The organism is Actinomadura sp. NAK00032, from assembly GCF_013364275.1.
Classification (GTDB): Bacteria; Actinomycetota; Actinomycetes; order Streptosporangiales; family Streptosporangiaceae; genus Spirillospora.
Window position 1 is genome coordinate 2,435,725 of record NZ_CP054932.1, and the last position, 18,266, is coordinate 2,453,990.

Consider the following 18,266-nt stretch of genomic DNA (forward strand, 5'->3'; position numbering starts at 1 on the left):
CCGGCGGGCGTCCCCTACTTGCCCTTCGCGGCCAGCCGCAGGTAGTTCTGCTGGGCGATGGCCGCCCGGTAGTGCTCGACGGTGGCCTGTGCCACGGCCGGCCAGGCGAAACGCCGCTGGACGCGCGCGAGCCCCGCGGCACCGGCCTTCGCCCGCTCCTCGGCGGAGTCGTGCAGGCGGTGCAGGGTCGCGGCCAGCTCCTCGACGTCCCCGGGCGCGACCAGCACGCCCGCGTCGCCGACGACCTCGGGCAGCGCGCCGGCGCGGCTCGCGACCAGCGGCGTCCCGGAGGCCATGTGCTCCACGGCGGGCAGCGAGAACCCCTCGTACCGGGACGGGACGACGGCGATCTCCGCCGATGCCAGCAGCTCGCCCAGCTCGTCGTCGCTGATGCCGCTGACGAACTTCACGCGGTCGCCGAGGGCGAGGTCGCGCACGAGCTTGTCGGTCGGGCCGTCCTTCTGCGGCTTGCTGACGACCACCACGTGGACGTCCCGCTCGGTGGCGAGCTTGGCGACCGCGCGCAGCAGCACGTCCACGCCCTTGATCGGCGCGTCCGCGCTGGCCATCGCCACGATCCGGCCGGGGACGCGCTCGCCGCGCGGGTGGAAGACGCGGGTGTCGACGCCGAGCGGCAGGATCTCGATGTCGCGCGGGTCGACCTTGAAGTCCTTGACGATGTCGACCTTGGACGACTCCGACACCGTCAGCACCGGGCCGATCCGCCGCGACACCTGGGCCTGCATCGCGACGAACCCGTACCAGCGGCGCTTGCCGAGCTTCTGCTTGACGCCGCGCGCGGCCTCCAGCTCGATCCGCCGGTCGACGCTGATCGGGTGGTGGATGCTCGTCACCAGCGGCAGCCCGAGCCCGCCGATGCCGAGGTTGCCGAGCCCGAGGACCTGGTTGTCGTGCACCACGTCGAAGTCGCGGCGGCGCCGCTTCAGCAGCCGCAGCGCGCGCAGCGAGAACGTCAGCGGCTCGGGGAAGCCGCCCGTCTTCATGTGCGCGAACTCCAGGACGTCGACCCAGTCGCGGAACTCGCCGAGGGCCGGGGTGCGGAAGGGGTCCTCGTCCCGGTACAGGTCCAGGCTCGGGAGCTTGGTGAGGACGATCTCCTCCCGGTCCAGCTCGGGGTACGGCTGGCCGGAGACCACCTCGACCGAGTGCCCGAGATCGACCAGTTCCCGGCTCAGATGCCGGAGGTAGACCCCCTGGCCGCCGCAGTGCGGCTTGCTCCGGTACGAGAGCAGGGCGACCCGCAGCGGTCCGTCCTGGCCTTGACCGCCCGCCTCGCCTGCTTCACCCACGCCAGCCCCTGCCCACGCACCACTCCCGTCAGTCGAGGGACGCCGGACGCACACGCACCGGCATCTCCTTTATGCCGTTGATGAAACTAGACCTTAGCCTGCGAACGTTACCGCTGAGTTCAATATTGGGCACGGCGTCCAAAAGTGTTTCGAAGAGCACACTCAGCTCGAGTCGGGCGAGATGGGAGCCCAGGCAGAAGTGCGGCCCGCCGCCGCCGAACCCGAGGTGGGGGTTCGGGTCGCGGCCCACGTCGAAGGCCCAGGGGTCGCCGAACACGGCCTCGTCGCGGTTCGCCGAGGAGTAGAAGACGACGACCTTGTCGCCCTCCTCGATCTTCTTGCCGCGCAGCTCGGTGTCCCGGACGGCGGTCCGCCGGAACAGGTTGACCGGCGTGACCCAGCGGACGATCTCGTCCGCCGCCGTCCGCACCAGCGACCGGTCGGCCCGCAGCCGCTTCCACTGCTCCGGGTGCTCCAGCAGCGCGAGCATGCCGCCGGTCGCCGCGTTGCGGGTCGTCTCGTTCCCGGCGACCGACAGCAGCATCACGAACAGCTCGAACTCGTCGCCGCTGAGGACCTCGCCGCCGGCGTCCGGCTGGAGCAGCTTCGTGACGATGTCGTCGCGCGGGTTCTCCCGCCGGTCGGCGGCCAGCACGTTGGCGTAGGCGTACAGCTCGGTCGCCGCCGCCTGGCCCTCCTCCGGCGTCCGCTGGAACTCCGGGTCGTCCCCGCCGATCAGGGTGTTGGACCAGGTGAAGATCTTCTCCCGGTCCTCCGGCGGGGCGCCCAGCAGCTCGCAGATCACGTACAGCGGCAGCGGCGCCGCCAGGTCCCGGACGAAGTCGGCCTCCTCCCCGCGCTCCACCGTCTCCTGGACGAGCCGCCGGCAGATGTCCCGGATGTGCTGCTCCAGCGCGCCGATCGCGCGCGGCGTGAACCCGCGGTTGACGATGCTCCGCTTGCGCGAGTGCTCCGGCGGGTCCTGGTTGAGCATCATCATCCGCTGCAGGACGAGGTGCTCCTCGGGCGGCTCGTCGAACAGCGCGAGCCGCCGCCAGGAGGAGAACACCTCCGGGTGCCGCGACACGTGCACGACGTCCTCGTGCCGGGTGACGGCCCAGAACGGGGGGTAGTCCCGCTCCGGGTCGCCGTGGTGCCGGTGGACGGGATCGTGCTCGCGCAGCCAGGTCAGCTGCTCGTGCGGGATGCCGCCGCGCTCGTAGGCGCCCGGGTCGGCCAGTTCGATGTCGGGAGTGGTCTCGGGAGTGGTGCCGGGGGTGCTGGTCATCGCCTCGAACCTCCTCGTCCGCAGACGCCGTCAGCCCCCGAGCGGGGCGGACGGTGTGAAGCTCACCGGGATCTCCTTGTAGCCGTTGACGAAGTTGGAGCGGAGCCGGCGGGGCTCGCCGGCGAGCCGGATGTCGGGCATCCGCTCAAGGATCGTCTCAAAGATGATGCGCAGGTTCAGCCGCGCCAGGTGGGTGCCGAGGCAGTAGTGCGGGCCGCCGCCGCCGAAGCCGATGTGCGGGTTCGGGTCGCGGCCCACGTCGAAGGAGGACGGGTCGTCGAAGACCCGCTCGTCGCGGTTGGCCGAGCCGTAGAACAGCACGACCTTGTCGCCGGCCTTGATCTGCTTGCCGCCGAGCTCGGTGTCGACGAGGGCGGTGCGGCGGAACTGGTTGATCGGGCTCACCCAGCGGACGATCTCCTCGACGGCCTTCGGCAGCAGGCTCCGGTCGGCGCGCAGCCGCTCCCACTGGTCGGGGCGCTCGAAGAAGGCCAGCATGCCGCCCGCGGTCGCGGTCCGGGTCGTCTCGTTGCCGGCGATCGACAGCATGATCACGAACAGCTGGAACTCCTCCAGCGTGATCTTGCTGCCGTCCGCGTCGGGCGCGAGCAGCTTGGTCACGATGTCGTCGCGCGGGGTGGACTCCCGGGCCGCCGCGAGCTGCCCGCCCCACTCGGCGAACTCGGCCGCGCACAGCGTCGACTCCTCGCGGCCCCCGATGAACTCGGGGTCGTTGAACGCGACCAGCTTGTTCGACCAGTGGAAGATCTTCTCCCGGTCCGCCAGCGGCGCGCCGAGCAGCTCGCAGATCGTGTAGAGCGGCAGCGGCGCGGCGAACCGCTCCACGAAGTCGCACTCGCCGAGCGGCGCGGCCTCGTCGATCAGCTCGTTGCAGATCCGCCGGATGTGGTCCTCCAGCCGGCCGATCATCCGCGGCGTGAAGCCCTTGTTCACCATGGACCGCAGCCGGGTGTGGTCCGGCGGGTCCTGGAACAGCATCATCTGCCCGTACATGGCGATGTCGTCGGAGGAGAACTCCTCGAACATCGCCGTGCGCTCGTGCGAGGAGTACGGGTTGGCGCGCCGCGACACCGACACCACGTCCTCGTGCCGCGTCACGGCCCAGAACCCGGGGACGCCCTCGTTGGGGTCCTGGTGCCAGTGCACGGGGTCGTTGTCGCGCAGCCACTGGAACTGCCGGTGCGGGATGCCCCCGCGCTCGTACACGCCCGGATCGATGACGTCGATCTCGGGGGCGCGGAACACCCGATCGTGCGGGGCGATGGACGTCGCGAGTGCCATGGAAGACCCTTCGTGCCGGGACGGTGCCGAGATCGCTCGACTGAGCGCTTGCTTGGCCGCAGACCTAGAACAGGTTCTAACATGAGACTGGAGTCTCATCAAGGGGCCGACGGGCAAAGGTGACCTGGCTCGCACCTGCCCCTTCCGTCCCGTTCCGGCTGATAGCGTGGATCCGTGCTTCAGCAGCTCCTGTACCTCTGACAGGCCTCCGGACGGCCCGCCGCTCGCGTTGACCGAGCCGCGGGCGGTCTGACGCTCGCCATCGGCCCCCTCTTGCGGGGCTGTCAGTTCGAAGGCACACCCACTTCTCCCTTTCCCGGGACAGGTGTGCCTCCGTCCGGAGGAAGCATGAACACCACCATCACCGTGCCCGCGCGCGCCCGCGCCCAGCTCTCCGCCGAGGGGATCCGCGTCGTGCGCGGCGGGCGGACCGTCCTGCGCGACGTGCACCTGTCCGTCTCGCCGGGAGCCCGCTGGGGCGTCGTCGGCGAGAACGGGCGGGGCAAGACGACCCTGCTGCACGTGCTCAGCGGCGCGCTGGTCCCCGACGAGGGCACCGTCAAGCGCGTCGGCACGTTCGGGATCGCCGAGCAGGCCATGTCCATCGACGGCGACGCCACCGTCGGCGACGCGGTCGACCGGGAGCTCGCGGACGCCCGCGCGGCGCTGCGGGCGTTCGACGAGGCGACCCGGGCCATGGCCGGAGGGCGCCCCGGCGCCGACGAAGCCTACGCGGCGGCGCTGGACGCCGCCGAAGCGCTCGACGCCTGGGACGCCGACCGGCGCGTCGACCTCGCCCTGGAGGCCCTCGGCGCGGTCACCGACCGGGGGCGGCGGCTGTCGGAGCTGTCGGTCGGGCAGCGCTACCGGGTGCGGCTCGCGTGCCTGCTCGGCGCCGAGCACGACTTCCTGCTCCTGGACGAGCCGACCAACCACCTGGACGCGGCCGGCCTCGCCTTCCTCACCGCGCGGCTGCGCGCCCACCCCGGCGGGGTCGTGCTCGTCAGCCACGACCGCGCGCTGCTGTCGGACGCCGCGACGACGGTCCTCGACCTCGACCCGAGCCGGGACGGCCGCCCGGCCGTCTACGGGGACGGGTTCGCCGGATACCGGGAGGGCCGCGAGGCGGAGCTGCGCCGGTGGGAGGAGGAGTACGAGCGGCAGCGCGGCGAGCACGCGCGCCTCACCCGCGACCTCGCGGCGGCCCGCGACCGCCTGGTCACCGGGTGGCGGCCGGACAAGGGCACGGGCAAGCACCAGCGCGCCACCCGCGCGCCGGCGCTCGTCCGCGCCGTCCACCGGCGGCGGGACGACCTGGAGCGGCACGCCGTGACCGCGCCGGAGCCGCCGCAGCGGTTCCGCATGCCGGACCTGCCCGCGCGGCCGGGTACGACGCTGCTCAGCGCGGAGGGCGTGCGCGTGGCCGCCCGGCTGCCGCACGAGGTCACGCTCGCGCTGGAGTCGGGGGCGCGCACGGTCGTCACCGGCCCCAACGGGGCGGGCAAGTCGACCCTCCTCGCCGTGCTGGCGGGACGGCTCGCGCCCACCGGCGGAACCATCCGGCGCGCCCCGGACGCGCGCGTGCGACTGCTCGCCCAGGAGTCGCCGCACGCGGAGACCGGGCGTGCCCACGAGGTGTTCGCCGCCCACGTCGGCCGCCTGATCACCACGGGGGTGCTCGCCGAGGGCGAGGCGGTCTCCCTCTCGGCCCTCGGCCTGCTGTCGTCCGCGGACGCGGGCAGGCCGGTGCGGGAGCTGTCGATGGGACGGCAGCGCAGGCTCGACCTGGCGATGGCCCTGGCGGCGCGCCCGCACGTCCTGCTGCTGGACGAGCCGACGAACCACCTGTCGATCGCCCTGGTGGACGAGCTGACCGAGGCCCTCCAAGCCACGCAGGCCGCGGTCGTGGTCGCCAGCCACGACCGACAGCTGCTGCGGGACACCGCGGACTGGCCGAGCCTCCCCATCGGCGAAGGGAACGTCTCCCTCGTTTGAGACTTCCGGGCGCTGCCACCTGCTGTCATCTGGTGGCATCGCTCGGAAGCTTCACCCGTTCTTTTAAAGATACGATTCAGGCACATGAGTCAAGAGATTCGAGACTTCGTGCCCGCGTCGTGCGAGCTGCTGGCGCTCGGGGAACCGGCCCACCCGTCCCAGGAACCGGCGTTCGGGGACGTCCGCAACGAGCTGTTCGCCGCACTCGCGGACCGGGGGTTCCGCTCCATCGCCCTGGAGACCGACCGCGTGGCCGCGCTCGCGGTGGACGACCACGTCCAGCACGGGACGGGCACCCTCGACGCGGCGATGACGGACGGCTTCTCGCACGGCTTCGGCGGCCTGGACGCCAACCGCCGGCTCGTCGCCTGGATGCGCGAGTACAACGAGGGCCGTACCGCCGGGGAACGGCTGGCCTTCCACGGCTTCGACGTCCCGGCCGAGAACACCAGCGCCCCCAGCCCCCGGCGCCATCTGGAGTACGCGCGCGACTACCTGGGCCTCGACCTCGACCTCGCGGACCTGCTCGGCCCCGACGAGAGATGGAGCCGCCAGGAGGCGATCCTGGACCCGGCGGAGTCGGTCGGCGACGGCTCCGAGGCGGCGCGGTCACGGGCGATCGCCGACGACATGCTCACCTCGCTCTACGCGCGCGCTCCGGAACTGGTCGCGACGACCTCGCGCGCCGCCTGGTTCCGCGCCCGCACGCACCTCACCGCGGGCATCGGCCTGCTCCGCTACCACGCGCAGGCCGCCCGGCGGATCGAGGAGGGCGCGCGGATCTCCGGCCTCATGGCCACCCGGGACGCGCTCATGGCGCAGAACCTTCTGGACGTCCGCGCGATCGAAGCGGAACGCGGCCCGACCCTGGCCTTCGCCCACAACAGCCACCTGCAGCGCAACCCGAGCAGCATCAGCATGGCGGGGATGCAGATCGGCTGGTCCTCCGCCGGAGCCATCGCCGGCTCCCTGCTGGGCGGCCGGTACACCGTCATCATCGGCAGCATGGGACGCAGTGAAGCCCTCGGCCTGGGAGAACCCGAACCCGACACCTACGAGGGCTTCCTGCAACGCCGCACCACTACCTGGAGCCTGACGAGCGCCGCGATCCCTCCCGCGCGCACACGCACCGACCTGGCGCCGGGACGCCACTACGCCGCCCTCACCCGGGAGGCCGTCGCCGCGGCCGACGCGGTCCTGCACCTCGGCATCGCCGGAGCGCGGGCCGCGGACGGCTAGCGGACGGTCAGCGCAGGACGTAGCGCAGGGGGTCGTCGGCGCCTTCGCGGCGGGCGACTCCCCGCGTTTCGAGGGTGCGGAGGTGGGCGGCCGCCTCGGCCGCGGCCATGCGGCGCGCCTGCTGGGACATGTCGGCCCAGGCGTGCCGCCACTTGAGGCCCGCCGTCAGGTCCCACAGGGTGGTGGCGGACGGGGACAGCAGGGCGGTCACCTCGGCGAGGCGCTCCTCGTGGTGGCCGATGATCTCGCGGGCGCGCTCGGACAGGCCGTTGAAGCGGTACTGGTGGGCGGGCAGGACCTCCTGCACGCCCATGGCCGAGACCTTGTCGAGCGAGCCGAGGAAGTCGCTCAGCGGGTCCACGTCCGGGGTGTCGTAGGGGTAGAGGCCGATGTGCGGGGTGATGCGCGGCAGGACGTGGTCGCCGGTGAAGATGCGGTCGCCGTCCTCCAGGTGGAGGCAGATGTGGCCGGGGGAGTGGCCCGGCGTCCAGATGGCCCGCAGCCGGCGGCCCGGGACGTCGGCCAGGTCGCCGTCCGACAGCTCCCGGTCGGGGATCGCCGGCGGCGACACCGACACCTGCCCGCTCGGGCCGGTCAGCTCGGACTCGGCGGCGCCGGCGCGGCGCAGCGCGGTCAGCTCGAACTGGCGGCGGTCGCCCCGGCCGGCGGCGTGGAAGAGGCGGACGACGTCGGCGTCCGCGTGGTGCATGGCGATCCAGGCGCCGGACGTCTCGCGGACGCGGCCCGCGAGCCCCGAGTGGTCGGGGTGGAAGTGCGTGACGACCACGCCGTGGACGTCCGACATCTGGATCCCGAACGTGCCGAGGCCGTCGCGCAGGGCCGCCCAGGCGTCCTCGTGCTGCCAGCCCGCGTCGATCAGGACGGGCCCCTTCGGGCTTTCCACCGCGTACACGAGGGTGTACGCGAGCGGGTTGTCCGGGATAGGGACGGGAACGCTCCACAGCCCGCCGCCGAGGTCCTCAGGTTCCGGCTGCACCGAGACCGCCTTTCGCGCCTTTTCCGAAGCATGGTGAAGCATGGGTACGCCCCGGCCACGGTAGCCGGGGCGGACGGACGGGATCAGATCCGGTCGAGGATGGTGGCCGTGGACAGCGCGCCGCCCGCGCACATGGTGATGAGGGCGGTGCCGGCGTCGCGGCGCTCCAGCTCGTGGAGGGCGGTCGTGATGAGCCGCGCGCCGGTGGCGCCGACCGGGTGGCCGATCGCGATGGCGCCGCCGTTGACGTTGACCCTGTCCATGTCGGGCTTGTGGACCGACGCCCACGACAGCACGACCGACGCGAACGCCTCGTTGATCTCGGTGATGTCGATGTCGTTCATCGTCATCCCGGACCGCTGGAGCACGCGCTCGGTCGCCTGCACCGGGCCGTCCAGGTGGTAGTACGGCTCGCCGCCGACGAGCGCCTGCGTCCGGATCCTGGCGCGGGGGCGCAGGCCGAGGGCCTTGGCCTTCTCCTCCGACATCAGCAGCACGGCGGCGGCGCCGTCGGAGATCTGGGAGGAGGTGCCCGCCGTGTGCAGCGCGTCCGGCATGACCGGCCGCAGCTTGCCGAGGCCGTCGGCGGTCGTCTCGCGCAGGCCCTGGTCGCGGGTGACCTCGCGGGTCTCCCCGGTGGGGTTTCCGTCGGCGTCCAGCACGGGCGCCGTGACGGGCGCGACCTCGCGGTCGAAGCGGCCGTCCGCCCACGCCTTGGCGGCGAGCTGCTGCGAGCGGACGCCGAACGCGTCCAGGTCGGCGCGGGTGATGCCGCGCCGGGCGGCGATCCGCTCGGCCGCCTCGAACTGGTTCGGCATGTCGAGCGACCAGTCGTCCGGGCGCGGGTTCGCGGGCATCACGTTGGTGCCGAGCGGGGCGCGGCTCATCACCTCGACGCCGCAGCCGATCGCGACGTCCACCACGCCCGCCGCGATCTGCGACGCGGCGAGGTGGACGCCCTGCTGCGAGGAGCCGCACTGCGCGTCGATCGTGGTCACGCCGGTCTGCCAGGGCAGCCCCGCGTACAGCCAGGAGTAGCGGCCGATGTGCCCGCCCTGCTCGCCCGCCTGCGTGACGCAGCCGGCGAAGACCTGCTCCACCTCGGCGGCGTCGATGCCGGACCGCTCGACCAGCGCGTTCAGCGCGTGCGCGAGGACGGCCATCGGCTTCATGCCCGCGAGCCAGCCGTTGCGCTTTCCGAGCGGCGTGCGCACCGCCTCGACGATCACCGGGGTACCCATGCGGTCTCCTTCTAGAACACGATTCAGCTTCGAATGTAACGTGTTCTAACTTTCTCCGGCCAGGGCGGGTCCCGGTGAGAGGGATCGGCGCGCTCCCGCTCGTCCGCCGGTCGCTCAGTACCGGACGCGCAGCTCCTTGATGCCGTTCAGCCAGGCCGAGCGGAGCCGGCGCGGCTCGCCGACGCGCGCGATGCCCGGCATCTGGTCGGCGATCGCGGCGAACATCAGCCCGATCTCCAGGCGGGCCAGGTTCGCGCCGATGCAGTAGTGCGCGCCGGTGCCGCCGAACCCGAGGTGCGGGTTGGGGGAGCGGGTGACGTCGAAGGCCGTCGGGTCGGCGAAGACCTCCTCGTCGAAGTTGGCGGAGCTGTAGTACATCGCGACGCGGTCGCCCGCCTTGATCTCGACGCCGCCCAGCTCGGCGTCGCGGACGGCCGTCCGCTGGAACGCGGTGACGGGCGTCGACCACCGGACGACCTCGTCCGCCATGGTCTCCGGGCGCTCGGCCTTGAACAGCTCCCACTGCTCGGGGCTGTCCATGAACGCCATCATCCCGTGCGTGATGGCGTTGCGGGTCGTCTCGTTGCCCGCGACGGCGAGCAGGATCATGAAGTAGCCGAACTCGTCGTCGGACAGGCCCTGCCCGTCCACGTCGGCCTGGACGAGCTTGGTCACGATGTCGTGGGCGGGGCAGCCGCGGCGCTGCTCGGCGAGCCCCATCGAATAGCCGATGATCTCGGCGGCGGCGCAGGCCGGGTCGTCGTTGTACTCGGGGTCGTCGTAGCCGAGCATCTTGTTGGACCAGTCGAACAGCCGGCGCCGGTCCTCCTGCGGGACGCCCATCAGCTCGGCGATCGCCTGCAGCGGCAGCTCGGCCGCGATCTCGGTGACGAAGTCGCCCTCGCCGCCGCGCCGGCGGGCCTCGGCCACGATCCGCTCGGCGCGGTCCTGGAGCGCGTCGTGCAGGCCGTTGATCACGCGCGGGGTGAAGCCGCGCGACACGATCTTGCGCAGCTTGGCGTGCTGCGGCGGGTCCAGGTGCAGCAGCAGGTTCTCCCGCTGGACGTCCAGCTCCTCCGGGCTGAACCGCTCGTTGAACCGGATCACCGCGCCGTTGGCGTTGGACGACCACTGCTCGTGGTCGCGGGAGATCTCCTTGATGTGGGCGTGCCTGCTGATCACCCAGAAGCCGTCGTCGTCGAAGCCGGTCGCGCCGCGCGGCTGCGCGTTCCACCAGGGCGCGCCGGTCCGGCGCAGCAGCGCGAACTCGGCGAGGGGGATGCGCTCGGCCATCAGGTCCGGGGCGGCGAAGTCGAAGCCGGCGGGGACGGCGGCGGTCTCCGAGACGGTGGCGGTCATGCGGCGGTTCCTCCCGATAGGACGGCGCTTGCGCCCACCGTAGAACCCGTTTCAGGGCCGATTCAAGAGCAAATGAGACTCAAGTCTGAACTTCTGTCTCCATCAACTGTTTGATTGGTGACCGGGTAGTCATGTTCGGCGCCAACTGGCCTGACGCGCGGTGTGCTCGCGCGTGCCACAAGCGTGGCTCCGCATCAAGGGGGCGGCCGGTGAGCTTCCTCACCCGGGTGACGGGGTTTAGCTAGAACCTGTTCTAGAAACGGGCCGGAGTGGGTGTCGGGTGGGTCGACTAGCCTGGGCGTCCGACCTCCCCCGTGCCGGAGAGCCCCCATGGCCGCAGATTTCGACGAGCCCGTCTTCGACGAGGAATTCGTGCGGAGCGCCGCGTTCACCGAGCCGTCGGCGAGCGAGCGCGCCCGCCCCCCGAGCCGCCGGGAGCGGCGGCGCGCCCGGCGGTCCGCGCGGCGAGCCGCCGGGGCCGGCCGGTTCCGGCGCCGCCGCCGGAGCGAGCCGAGCCACCGCCGCGCGGTGCTCCAGCTCATCGGCGGCGTGCTCGTGCTGTTCGCGATCTCGTTCGGGCTGTGGTGGTGGAACTCCGCGCCCCGCGACCCCGAGCCGGTCCGCCCGGTCAGCCCGACGATCACGCACTCCCCGGCGCCCGCGCCCACCCCGACCGCCCCCGCGACGACGGCGCCGCCGACGATGGAGATCCCCGAGGTCTAACCGAGCAGCACGGGTCTAGCCGAGCCGCACCCGCAGCTCGGCGTACGCCGGGACGAGGACGCCGCGGGCCGCGCGCCGCGACACCACCCGGTACGGCCCGCCGCCCGACAGCAGTGTCGCCAGCATCCGCGCCACCTGCGTGCGCGCGACGGCCGCGCCCAGGCACAGGTGGCGGCCCCCGCCGAACCACAGCTGCCGCGTCTCCGGGACGTACTCGCGGCGGACGTCGAACGGCCCCGCGCCGTTCGTCGCCCGGTAGGTCAGCAGCAGGACCCGCTCGCCCGCGCGGAGCCGCCGCCCGCCGACCGCCGCGTCCCGGGTCACGTGCCGCCCGATCACCGGGGCCGGGGTCGCGACGCGCAGGCCCTCGCGCACCGCGTTGCCCATCAGGGACGGGTCGTCCAGCAGCGCCCGCTGCTGCCCGGTGTCGTGCAGCAGCGCCACCGTGCGGACGGTCCCGGACGCGCCCGTCTCGGTCCCGGCGATCACCAGCAGGGTCGCCAGGCCGCGGGCGAGCGGGAGGCCGAGGTCCAGCTCGCGGCAGCGGCCGAGGAGGGTGCCCGTCCCGGCCGTCCGGTAGGCCTCCGGGACGCCGGCGGTGATCTCGTCGACGATGGTCCGGGCCCGCGCGAGGACGGCCGGGTCGAGCTCGGTGGACGCGGTGGTGCCGAGCGCCAGCCGGGCGAGCCGCTCCCCGGCGGCGAACAGGTCCCGGTACCCGCCGTCGTCCCGCCCGGCGGGCAGCCCGAGCAGGTCGGCGACCATCCGCCCGCCGAGCACGCGCGCGGCGTCCGCGACGTCCACGGTGCCGCCGCCGGCGAGCCGGCGGGCGAGCGCGGCGTGGGAGGGGCCCTGGGACCGCTCCACCAGGTCGCGGGCGGCGTCCTCGGTGAACAGGTCCCGGGCGCGGGTGCGGATCTCCGCGTGCCGCGCGCCCCCGAAGAACTGCCCCATCTCGTCGCCGAACAGCTGCGTCCACAGGTGCCCGACGCCGCCCTCGCCGTTCATGCCGAAAGCGGCGTGGTCGTTGAGGACGTGCCGGGCGAGCACCGGGTCCGTCACGATCCACCCGAGCCGGGGGACGCGGGCGATCGGACCGGTGTGGCGTGCGGCCTCCAGGAGCGCGAACAGGCCGGGATTGGCCGCCCACAGGAGCCGCGACTCGTGGCGCGCGGCCGCGCGGGTCCGGCGGGGGGTCTTCGTGCTGGTCATCCGGCGATTGTGCCCGGTTGGGAAAGCGGCCGGGATGGCGGTACTACTCATTCCGGATAAGTGGCGGTACTCACGGCGAACCGGGTACAACGCCCGGCCACGGTTCCGTAGGGTCTCCCTCACCGGAGGCGCCCGGGGTCGGCCAGGCTTGCCGCGACCGAGCACGAGGAACCGGGGGAACCCCAGCCCATGAGAGCCCGCATCACCGCCGTCGCGGCGCACCTGCCCGAGCGGACCGTCACCAGCGCCGAGGTCGAGGCCCGCGTCGCGACCGAGAGCGCGGGGTACCGGCCGCATCCCACCATCGTCGAGCGGATGACCGGCATCCGCGCCCGGCACGTCATGGACGCCGGCGAGCAGGCCTCCGACCTGGCCGTCGCCGCCGCCCGCCGCGCCCTCGCCGAGCGCGGCGCCGACCCCGCGGGACTGGACCTGCTGGTCTTCGGGTCGGCGTCGCAGGACCTCGTCGAGCCCGCGACCGCGCACATCGTCGCCGCCAAGCTCGGCGCGACCTGCCCGGTGTTCGACGTGAAGAACGCCTGCAACAGCTTCCTCAACGGCCTGCAGATGGCGGACGCGCTGATCCGCACCGGGCAGCACGAGCGCGTGCTCGTGTGCACCGGGGAGAGCCCGTCCCGCGCGATCCGCTGGAAGGTCCGCGACCGCGCCCAGTTCGTGGACGCGTTCGCCGGCTACACGCTGTCCGACGGCGGCGCCGCGATGCTCGTCGAGGCCGCCCCCGACGGCGGGATCTTCTACCGCGACTTCGCCGCCGTCTCCAGCGCGTGGCGGGTCGGGACGCTGCCCGGCGGCGGCTCGATGCACCCCCGCGACCCCGAGTACACCTACTTCAGCGGCGACGGGCGCCGACTCAAGGACGCGTTCGTCGCCGGCGGCCCGGAGCTGTTCACGACGGCCCTGGAGAAGACGGGGCTGACCTGGGACGACTTCGCGGTGGTCGCCGTCCACCAGGTGACGCTGCCCTACCTGGAGGTGCTGCGCTCGATCCTCGGCGTCCCCGCCGACCGGCTCGTCGTGACGCTGCCCGAGCACGGCAACGTCGCGTCCGCGAGCCTGCCGCTGCAGCTCGCCACCGCCCGCGCCGAGGGGCGCTGCGGCCCCGGCGACCGCGTCGCGCTGGTCGGCCTGGCCGGCGGCATCAGCCTCGGCGTCATGTTCGCGGAGCTGTGACCATGAGGCTCTGGGTCGTCATCCCCGCCTACGACGAGGAGCGGTCGATCGGCGCGACGCTGCGCCGCCTCGCCGCGCAGACCGACACCGGCTTCGCGCTGGTCGTCGTCGACAACGGCAGCACCGACGGGACGGCGCGGGTCGTCAAGGAGTTCGCCGCCGGGCACCCGGGCCTGGACGTCCGGATCGTCCACGAGCCCGAGAAGGGGACGGGCGCCGCCGCCGACACCGGCGTCCGGCACGCGATCGCCGCCGGCGCCACGCACATCGCCCGCACCGACGCCGACTGCCTCCCGGCCCGCGGCTGGGTCGCGGCGGTGAAGCGCGCGTTCGGCGACGGGCTGGAGATGGTGTCCGGGCCGCTGCTGCCCCGCACCGACGAGTTCCCGCTGAAGTTCTGGGAGCGGCGCCTGCTGCCGGCCGTCATCGACGTCGCCGCGGCGTTCGGGCGCTTCCGGCCCGGCAACCAGGACCCGCTGTACCTCGGCCCCTACGTGATGATGCCGGGCTGCAACGTCGCCATCACCGCGGACCTGTACGAGCGGTCGGGCGGCTTCCCCCGCACCCGCATCGAGGACGTCCACGAGGACCGCGCGCTCGTCAACCGCGTCCGCTACGTCACCGCGGCCTACGGGCTGCGCAAGGACGTGACCGTGTACGGATCGGTGCGCAGGCTGCGCGCGTTCGGCCTGGTCAGGACGCTCGGCTGGTACGCCGACCACCGCTACACCCCGCCCGTCGTGGACATCCGGTGAGGGGCGGGCATCCGGTGAGGGGCCGGCATCCGATGAGCTGGGAGGAGCGGCTGTACCTGGCCGCGCATCCGCTCGCGTACCCGCTGCTGCGCGGGGTGGCCCGGCGCGGCGCGGTCGTCCGCGTGCCCGGCGTCGGCGTGGTCGTGAACGACGCGGCGGCGGCGCGCGAGGTCCTGATGGACGGGGAGACCTTCCGCAAGGACGGCCCCGGTTCGCCCGGCGACCTGTGGACGCCGGTGCTGGGCCCGTCGGTCCTGCTCAACATGGAGGGCGAGGCGCACCGGGCGCTCCGCCGCAGGCTCACCGAGCTGTTCGTGCCGTCCTACACCGGGGCGCTGTGCGCGCGGGTGCTGGACGAACCGCTGGAGCGGCTCGCGGGCCGGCTCGGGCGCGGCGCGACCGTCGACCTCGTCGACACCTCCCGCGTCCTGGCCGGCACGGTGATCGGCGAGGTCATCGGGCTGGAGGGCGGGAGCGAGGCCGTCTACCGGGACCTGTTCGAGCAGGGCGAGCGGATCGTGTCCATGGTGTCGCTGCGCACGCGCCGGCTCTCCCCGGCCCAGGTGCGGCGCGCCCGCGACGTCCTCGACCCGCTCGGCGACATCGCGGCCAAGGCGTACCGGGCCGGGGACGAGTCGACGGTCATGGGCCGGATGCGGGCGCTCGGCCTGTCCGCCGACGAGGCGCGCGGCGCGGCGGGGGCGTTCTTCCTGACCGGCACCGAGACCGTCGCGACGCTGCTGCCCCGGCTGATCGCCCTGCTCGCCGACCACGGGCAGCTCGCCCGCGTCGCCGCCGACCCCGCGCTGCTGGACCGGGCCGTCGAGGAGGCCATGCGGGTGACGACGCCGACGCCGGTGATGCTGCGCAGCGTGCACCGCCCGGCGGCGGTCGGCGGCGTCGCGATCCGGCCCGGCGACCGGGTGCTGATCGCCACGCACAACTGCTGCCGCGCCCTCGGCCCGTTCGACCTCGACCGCCCGCACCCGCCCGAGCTGCGCCGCCTGTGGTTCGGCGCCGGGCCGCACTTCTGCCTCGGCTACCCGCTCGCGATGGCGCAGATCCGGCTGGTGGCCCGGACGCTGCTGGCCGCCGCGCCGCTGCGGATCACCCGGCGGGCGGCGGCGCGCGGCGTCCTGATCCCGACCTACCGGTACCTGGCCGTCAGGTCGCAGGAGGCGGCATGACGCTCGTCAGGCGGTTGCTCGACCAGGCCGCGCGCAGGCCCGCGGACGTCGCCCTCGTCGCGGGGGACGGCGCCGAGCTGACCTACGGCGAGCTGCGGCGGCAGGTCCTCGCCGTCCGGCACGGGCTGCTGGAGGGCGGGCTCGCGGCGGGGGACGGGGTGCTGTTCTCCGTGCGGCCCTCGCCGGAGTCGCTCGTCCTCGCGCTGGGCGTGGTCGCGGCCGGGGGAGTGGTCGTGTTCGCCGACCCGGGGGCCGGCCCCGAGATGTTCACCGCGCGGCTCCGGCTCGCGCGCCCGCGCTGGTCGGCGGCCGAGTCGGTGCTGTACGCGGGCAGCCGGCTGCGGCCCGTGCGGGCCTACGCGCGGCGGCGCGGGCTGCTGCTGCCGAACCTCGCCGACCTCCAGGTCCCGGGGGAGGGCCCGATGCGGCACATCCACGTCGGCCGCCGCCTGCCGGGCGTGCCGCGCGGCGCGGTGCCGTTCGCGCGGCTGGCCCGCGGGGAGGCCCCCGAGCCCGGCGCGGACCCCGACCCGGACGCGCCCGCCGCCGTGATCTTCACCTCGGGGACGACCGCGCACCCGCGCGCGGTCGTGCACACCCAGGCGTCGCTCGCCGCGGCGCTCGACCTGTTCCGGGCCCGGCTGCCGCTCGGCCCCGGCGACGTCGTGCACACCGACCAGCTGATGCTCGGCCTGCCGACGCTGATCGCGGGGGCCCGCTGGTCGATGCCGCCGCTGTTCTGCGCGCCCGCCGACTTCGCCCGGCTGATGCGGGAGCGGGGCGCGACGCACACGTTCTGCGTCCCCGTCCACCTGGCCGAGATCCTGGACGCCTGCGGGGAGCTGCCGCCGGCCGTCCGGTACGTCCTGCTCGGCGCGGCGCCCGCGCCCGCGCCGATCCTGCGGAGGGCGGTGGCGGCGGCGCCGTCCGCCGAGGTCCTGTCCGTGTACGCGATGACGGAGATCCTGCCGGTGGCGATCGCGTCGGCGGAGGAGAAGCTCGCGCACACGGGGCCGGGCTCAGGCGACCTCCTGGGCGTGCCACTGCCCGGTGTAGGCACACGCCTGGCCGACGACGGCGAACTGCTCCTGTCGGGCCCCAACCTGTGCTGCGGCTACCTGGGCGCGGACCCCATCACCGAACTCCCGACCGGCGACCTCGCCCGCATCGACGATGGACGCCTCGTCCTTACGGGGCGCAAGAAGGACATGCTGATCCGAGGCAAGTTCAACCTCTACCCCGGCCTGTACGAACCATCGATCGCGGCCCTGCCCGACGTGGCCGAAGCCGCGATCGTGGGCGTCCCCGACCCGCAGACGGGGGACGAGGAGGTCGTGCTGGCCGTGGTGGGCCCGCCCCATCTGCCCGCCCAGCTCCAGCGCACCCTCCCGGACGTCATCGACCACGACGCCCTGCCCGACCGGATCGTCGTCCTGGACGACCTCCCGCGCTCCGGCCGGACCCGCAAGCTCGACCGGGACCGGCTCCGCGAACTGGTGGCGCGATGAGGATCGCCGTGACCGGAGCCTCGGGTTTCGTGGGCGGCGCGGTGTGCCGGGCGCTCGCCGCCCAAGGCATCGCGACGTACGCGTTCGGCCGCCGCCCGGCCGTCGCCCCAGCCCACGTGGGCAGCGCCCCCTACCGTTCATGGGACCTCACCCGAGGCCCGCTGCAGGACGCGCCACGCGTGGACGCCGTCGTCCACTGCGCGGGCAGCGTGACCGACTGGGGGCCGGCGCCGGCCCTGTTCGCCGCCAACCTCACCGGCACCCGCACTGCGCTGGAGTCCTTCCCGCACGCGCGGTTCGTGCATGTGAGCACGGCGAGTGTCTACGACCCGTTCCGGCCGAGCGTCATGGTGCGCGAGGACGAGGCCCCGGTGTCCCGCTACATGAACGCCTACGGAGCGTCCAAGGCCGCCGCCGAGCGCCTGGCGCGGGACCACGGCGCGATCATCCTGCGCCCGCACGCCGTCTACGGCCCCGGTGACACGACGCTGCTGCCGCGCGTCCTGTCGGCGGTGCGCGGCCCGCTGCTGCCGGCCGTGGGCACCGGCCGCCAGCGCGTCAGCCTGACCTCGGTCGGCAACCTCGTCCAGGGCTGCGTGCTGGCCGCGACGGGCCCGGTGGACTCCGGCGCCTTCAACATCGCCGACGCGGAGCCCGTCACGATCGACGACGCGTTCCGCGAGATCCTCCGCGAGCGCGGCGTCAGAGCACGGCCGGTCTACCTCCCGGCGAGCGCCGCCCGGCCGCTGGCGGCGCTCGCCGAGGGCGCGTTCCTGCTGGCCCGCCGCCCGGAGCCCCCGCGCATCACCCGCTACGCGATCAGCCATCTGGCCGTGGAGCGGACCCTCGACATCACCGCCGCCGGGAAGGTCCTCGGCTACGACCCGCACCCGACGTCCTTCGCGGGCGCCGCCGATTGGTGATCGTCAACCAGTGGTTGACGATCGAGCAATCGTCAA

General features: G+C 73.7%; 15 protein-coding genes. 8 read left to right on the plus strand and 7 right to left on the minus strand.

The genetic code is table 11. The features are described from left to right. Positions 1-14: 14 nt before the first annotated feature. From HUT06_RS11410 to HUT06_RS11420, 3 genes are read right to left on the minus strand one after another with little or no spacing between them, the layout of a single operon-like run. Positions 15-1,310, minus strand: coding sequence for a glycosyltransferase family 4 protein (locus HUT06_RS11410; protein WP_176195694.1), 1,296 nt, complete (start codon positions 1,308-1,310; stop codon positions 15-17). Positions 1,311-1,338: 28 nt separating this feature from the next. Then, a complete protein-coding gene (locus HUT06_RS11415; RefSeq protein ID WP_176195695.1) occupies positions 1,339-2,598 on the minus strand; it encodes a cytochrome P450 in 1,260 nt (419 codons plus the stop codon). Positions 2,599-2,628: 30 nt separating this feature from the next. Next, positions 2,629-3,900, minus strand: a complete 1,272-nt coding sequence (locus HUT06_RS11420; protein WP_176195696.1) for a cytochrome P450 — start codon at positions 3,898-3,900, stop codon at positions 2,629-2,631. A 348-nt stretch (positions 3,901-4,248) separates the two neighbouring features. Here HUT06_RS11420 and HUT06_RS11425 point away from each other — a divergent pair, with 348 nt between their 5' ends. Together HUT06_RS11425 and HUT06_RS11430 are read left to right on the plus strand one after the other, a co-directional pair. Then, positions 4,249-5,895 carry an ABC-F family ATP-binding cassette domain-containing protein gene (locus HUT06_RS11425; RefSeq protein ID WP_176195697.1) on the plus strand — a complete coding sequence of 549 codons (1,647 nt, stop codon included), beginning with the start codon at positions 4,249-4,251 and terminating at the stop codon, positions 5,893-5,895. Positions 5,896-5,979: 84 nt separating this feature from the next. Continuing rightward, a complete protein-coding gene (locus HUT06_RS11430) occupies positions 5,980-7,134 on the plus strand; it encodes an erythromycin esterase family protein (RefSeq protein WP_176195698.1) in 1,155 nt (384 codons plus the stop codon). 7 nt (positions 7,135-7,141) lie between these two features. Here HUT06_RS11430 and HUT06_RS11435 read toward each other — a convergent pair whose 3' ends face one another. The 3 genes from HUT06_RS11435 to HUT06_RS11445 all read right to left on the minus strand — a co-directional run bounded on the left by HUT06_RS11435 (position 7,142) and on the right by HUT06_RS11445 (position 10,731). Then, positions 7,142-8,173, minus strand: coding sequence for an MBL fold metallo-hydrolase (locus HUT06_RS11435; RefSeq protein WP_176195699.1), 1,032 nt, complete (start codon positions 8,171-8,173; stop codon positions 7,142-7,144). Positions 8,174-8,214: 41 nt separating this feature from the next. After that, positions 8,215-9,372 carry a steroid 3-ketoacyl-CoA thiolase gene (locus tag HUT06_RS11440; protein ID WP_176195700.1) on the minus strand — a complete coding sequence of 386 codons (1,158 nt, stop codon included), beginning with the start codon at positions 9,370-9,372 and terminating at the stop codon, positions 8,215-8,217. A 114-nt stretch (positions 9,373-9,486) separates the two neighbouring features. Next, a complete protein-coding gene (locus tag HUT06_RS11445) occupies positions 9,487-10,731 on the minus strand; it encodes a cytochrome P450 (RefSeq protein ID WP_176195701.1) in 1,245 nt (414 codons plus the stop codon). A 330-nt stretch (positions 10,732-11,061) separates the two neighbouring features. Between HUT06_RS11445 and HUT06_RS11450 the strand changes: the two genes are divergently transcribed. Next, positions 11,062-11,454, plus strand: a complete 393-nt coding sequence (locus HUT06_RS11450; protein WP_176195702.1) for a hypothetical protein — start codon at positions 11,062-11,064, stop codon at positions 11,452-11,454. 15 nt (positions 11,455-11,469) lie between these two features. On the opposite strand, the gene HUT06_RS11455 is transcribed toward HUT06_RS11450, so the two are convergent. Further along, positions 11,470-12,666 (minus strand): cytochrome P450, encoded by a 1,197-nt coding sequence (locus HUT06_RS11455; protein ID WP_176195703.1) that lies wholly within the window; start codon positions 12,664-12,666, stop codon positions 11,470-11,472. A gap of 189 nt (positions 12,667-12,855) precedes the next feature. Between HUT06_RS11455 and HUT06_RS11460 the strand changes: the two genes are divergently transcribed. Genes HUT06_RS11460 through HUT06_RS11480 form a run of 5 tightly spaced genes read left to right on the plus strand, consistent with a single transcriptional unit; the run spans position 12,856 to position 18,230 of the window. Further along, positions 12,856-13,857, plus strand: a complete 1,002-nt coding sequence (locus HUT06_RS11460; protein WP_176195704.1) for a 3-oxoacyl-ACP synthase III family protein — start codon at positions 12,856-12,858, stop codon at positions 13,855-13,857. 2 nt (positions 13,858-13,859) lie between these two features. After that, positions 13,860-14,612 carry a glycosyltransferase family 2 protein gene (locus tag HUT06_RS11465; protein WP_176195705.1) on the plus strand — a complete coding sequence of 251 codons (753 nt, stop codon included), beginning with the start codon at positions 13,860-13,862 and terminating at the stop codon, positions 14,610-14,612. 32 nt (positions 14,613-14,644) lie between these two features. Continuing rightward, entirely contained in the window at positions 14,645-15,799 is a 1,155-nt protein-coding gene (locus HUT06_RS11470; RefSeq protein ID WP_176195706.1) for a cytochrome P450, read from the plus strand. Beyond that, the gene (locus HUT06_RS11475) at positions 15,796-17,307 is read left to right on the plus strand and encodes a class I adenylate-forming enzyme family protein (RefSeq protein ID WP_176195707.1); all 1,512 of its coding nucleotides are present in this window, start codon (positions 15,796-15,798) and stop codon (positions 17,305-17,307) included. Before HUT06_RS11470 ends, HUT06_RS11475 begins: the two co-directional genes overlap by 4 nt. Continuing rightward, positions 17,304-18,230 (plus strand): NAD(P)-dependent oxidoreductase, encoded by a 927-nt coding sequence (locus HUT06_RS11480; RefSeq protein WP_176195708.1) that lies wholly within the window; start codon positions 17,304-17,306, stop codon positions 18,228-18,230. Before HUT06_RS11475 ends, HUT06_RS11480 begins: the two co-directional genes overlap by 4 nt. Positions 18,231-18,266 lie beyond the last annotated feature (36 nt).

Bases quoted from the DNA above. Each gene is read 5' to 3' on its own strand.
- HUT06_RS11425 (WP_176195697.1), top strand. From the start codon at position 4,249: ATGAACACCACCATCACCGTGCCCGCGCGCGCCCGCGCCCAGCTCTCC.
- HUT06_RS11430 (WP_176195698.1), top strand. From the start codon at position 5,980: ATGAGTCAAGAGATTCGAGACTTCGTGCCCGCGTCGTGCGAGCTGCTG.
- HUT06_RS11480 (WP_176195708.1), top strand. From the start codon at position 17,304: ATGAGGATCGCCGTGACCGGAGCCTCGGGTTTCGTGGGCGGCGCGGTG.
- HUT06_RS11470 (WP_176195706.1), top strand. From the start codon at position 14,645: ATGAGCTGGGAGGAGCGGCTGTACCTGGCCGCGCATCCGCTCGCGTAC.
- HUT06_RS11450 (WP_176195702.1), top strand. From the start codon at position 11,062: ATGGCCGCAGATTTCGACGAGCCCGTCTTCGACGAGGAATTCGTGCGG.
- HUT06_RS11460 (WP_176195704.1), top strand. From the start codon at position 12,856: ATGAGAGCCCGCATCACCGCCGTCGCGGCGCACCTGCCCGAGCGGACC.
- HUT06_RS11435 (WP_176195699.1), bottom strand. From the start codon at position 8,173: ATGCTTCACCATGCTTCGGAAAAGGCGCGAAAGGCGGTCTCGGTGCAG.
- HUT06_RS11455 (WP_176195703.1), bottom strand. From the start codon at position 12,666: ATGACCAGCACGAAGACCCCCCGCCGGACCCGCGCGGCCGCGCGCCAC.
- HUT06_RS11440 (WP_176195700.1), bottom strand. From the start codon at position 9,372: ATGGGTACCCCGGTGATCGTCGAGGCGGTGCGCACGCCGCTCGGAAAG.
- HUT06_RS11420 (WP_176195696.1), bottom strand. From the start codon at position 3,900: ATGGCACTCGCGACGTCCATCGCCCCGCACGATCGGGTGTTCCGCGCC.
- HUT06_RS11465 (WP_176195705.1), top strand. From the start codon at position 13,860: ATGAGGCTCTGGGTCGTCATCCCCGCCTACGACGAGGAGCGGTCGATC.
- HUT06_RS11445 (WP_176195701.1), bottom strand. From the start codon at position 10,731: ATGACCGCCACCGTCTCGGAGACCGCCGCCGTCCCCGCCGGCTTCGAC.
- HUT06_RS11415 (WP_176195695.1), bottom strand. From the start codon at position 2,598: ATGACCAGCACCCCCGGCACCACTCCCGAGACCACTCCCGACATCGAA.
- HUT06_RS11475 (WP_176195707.1), top strand. From the start codon at position 15,796: ATGACGCTCGTCAGGCGGTTGCTCGACCAGGCCGCGCGCAGGCCCGCG.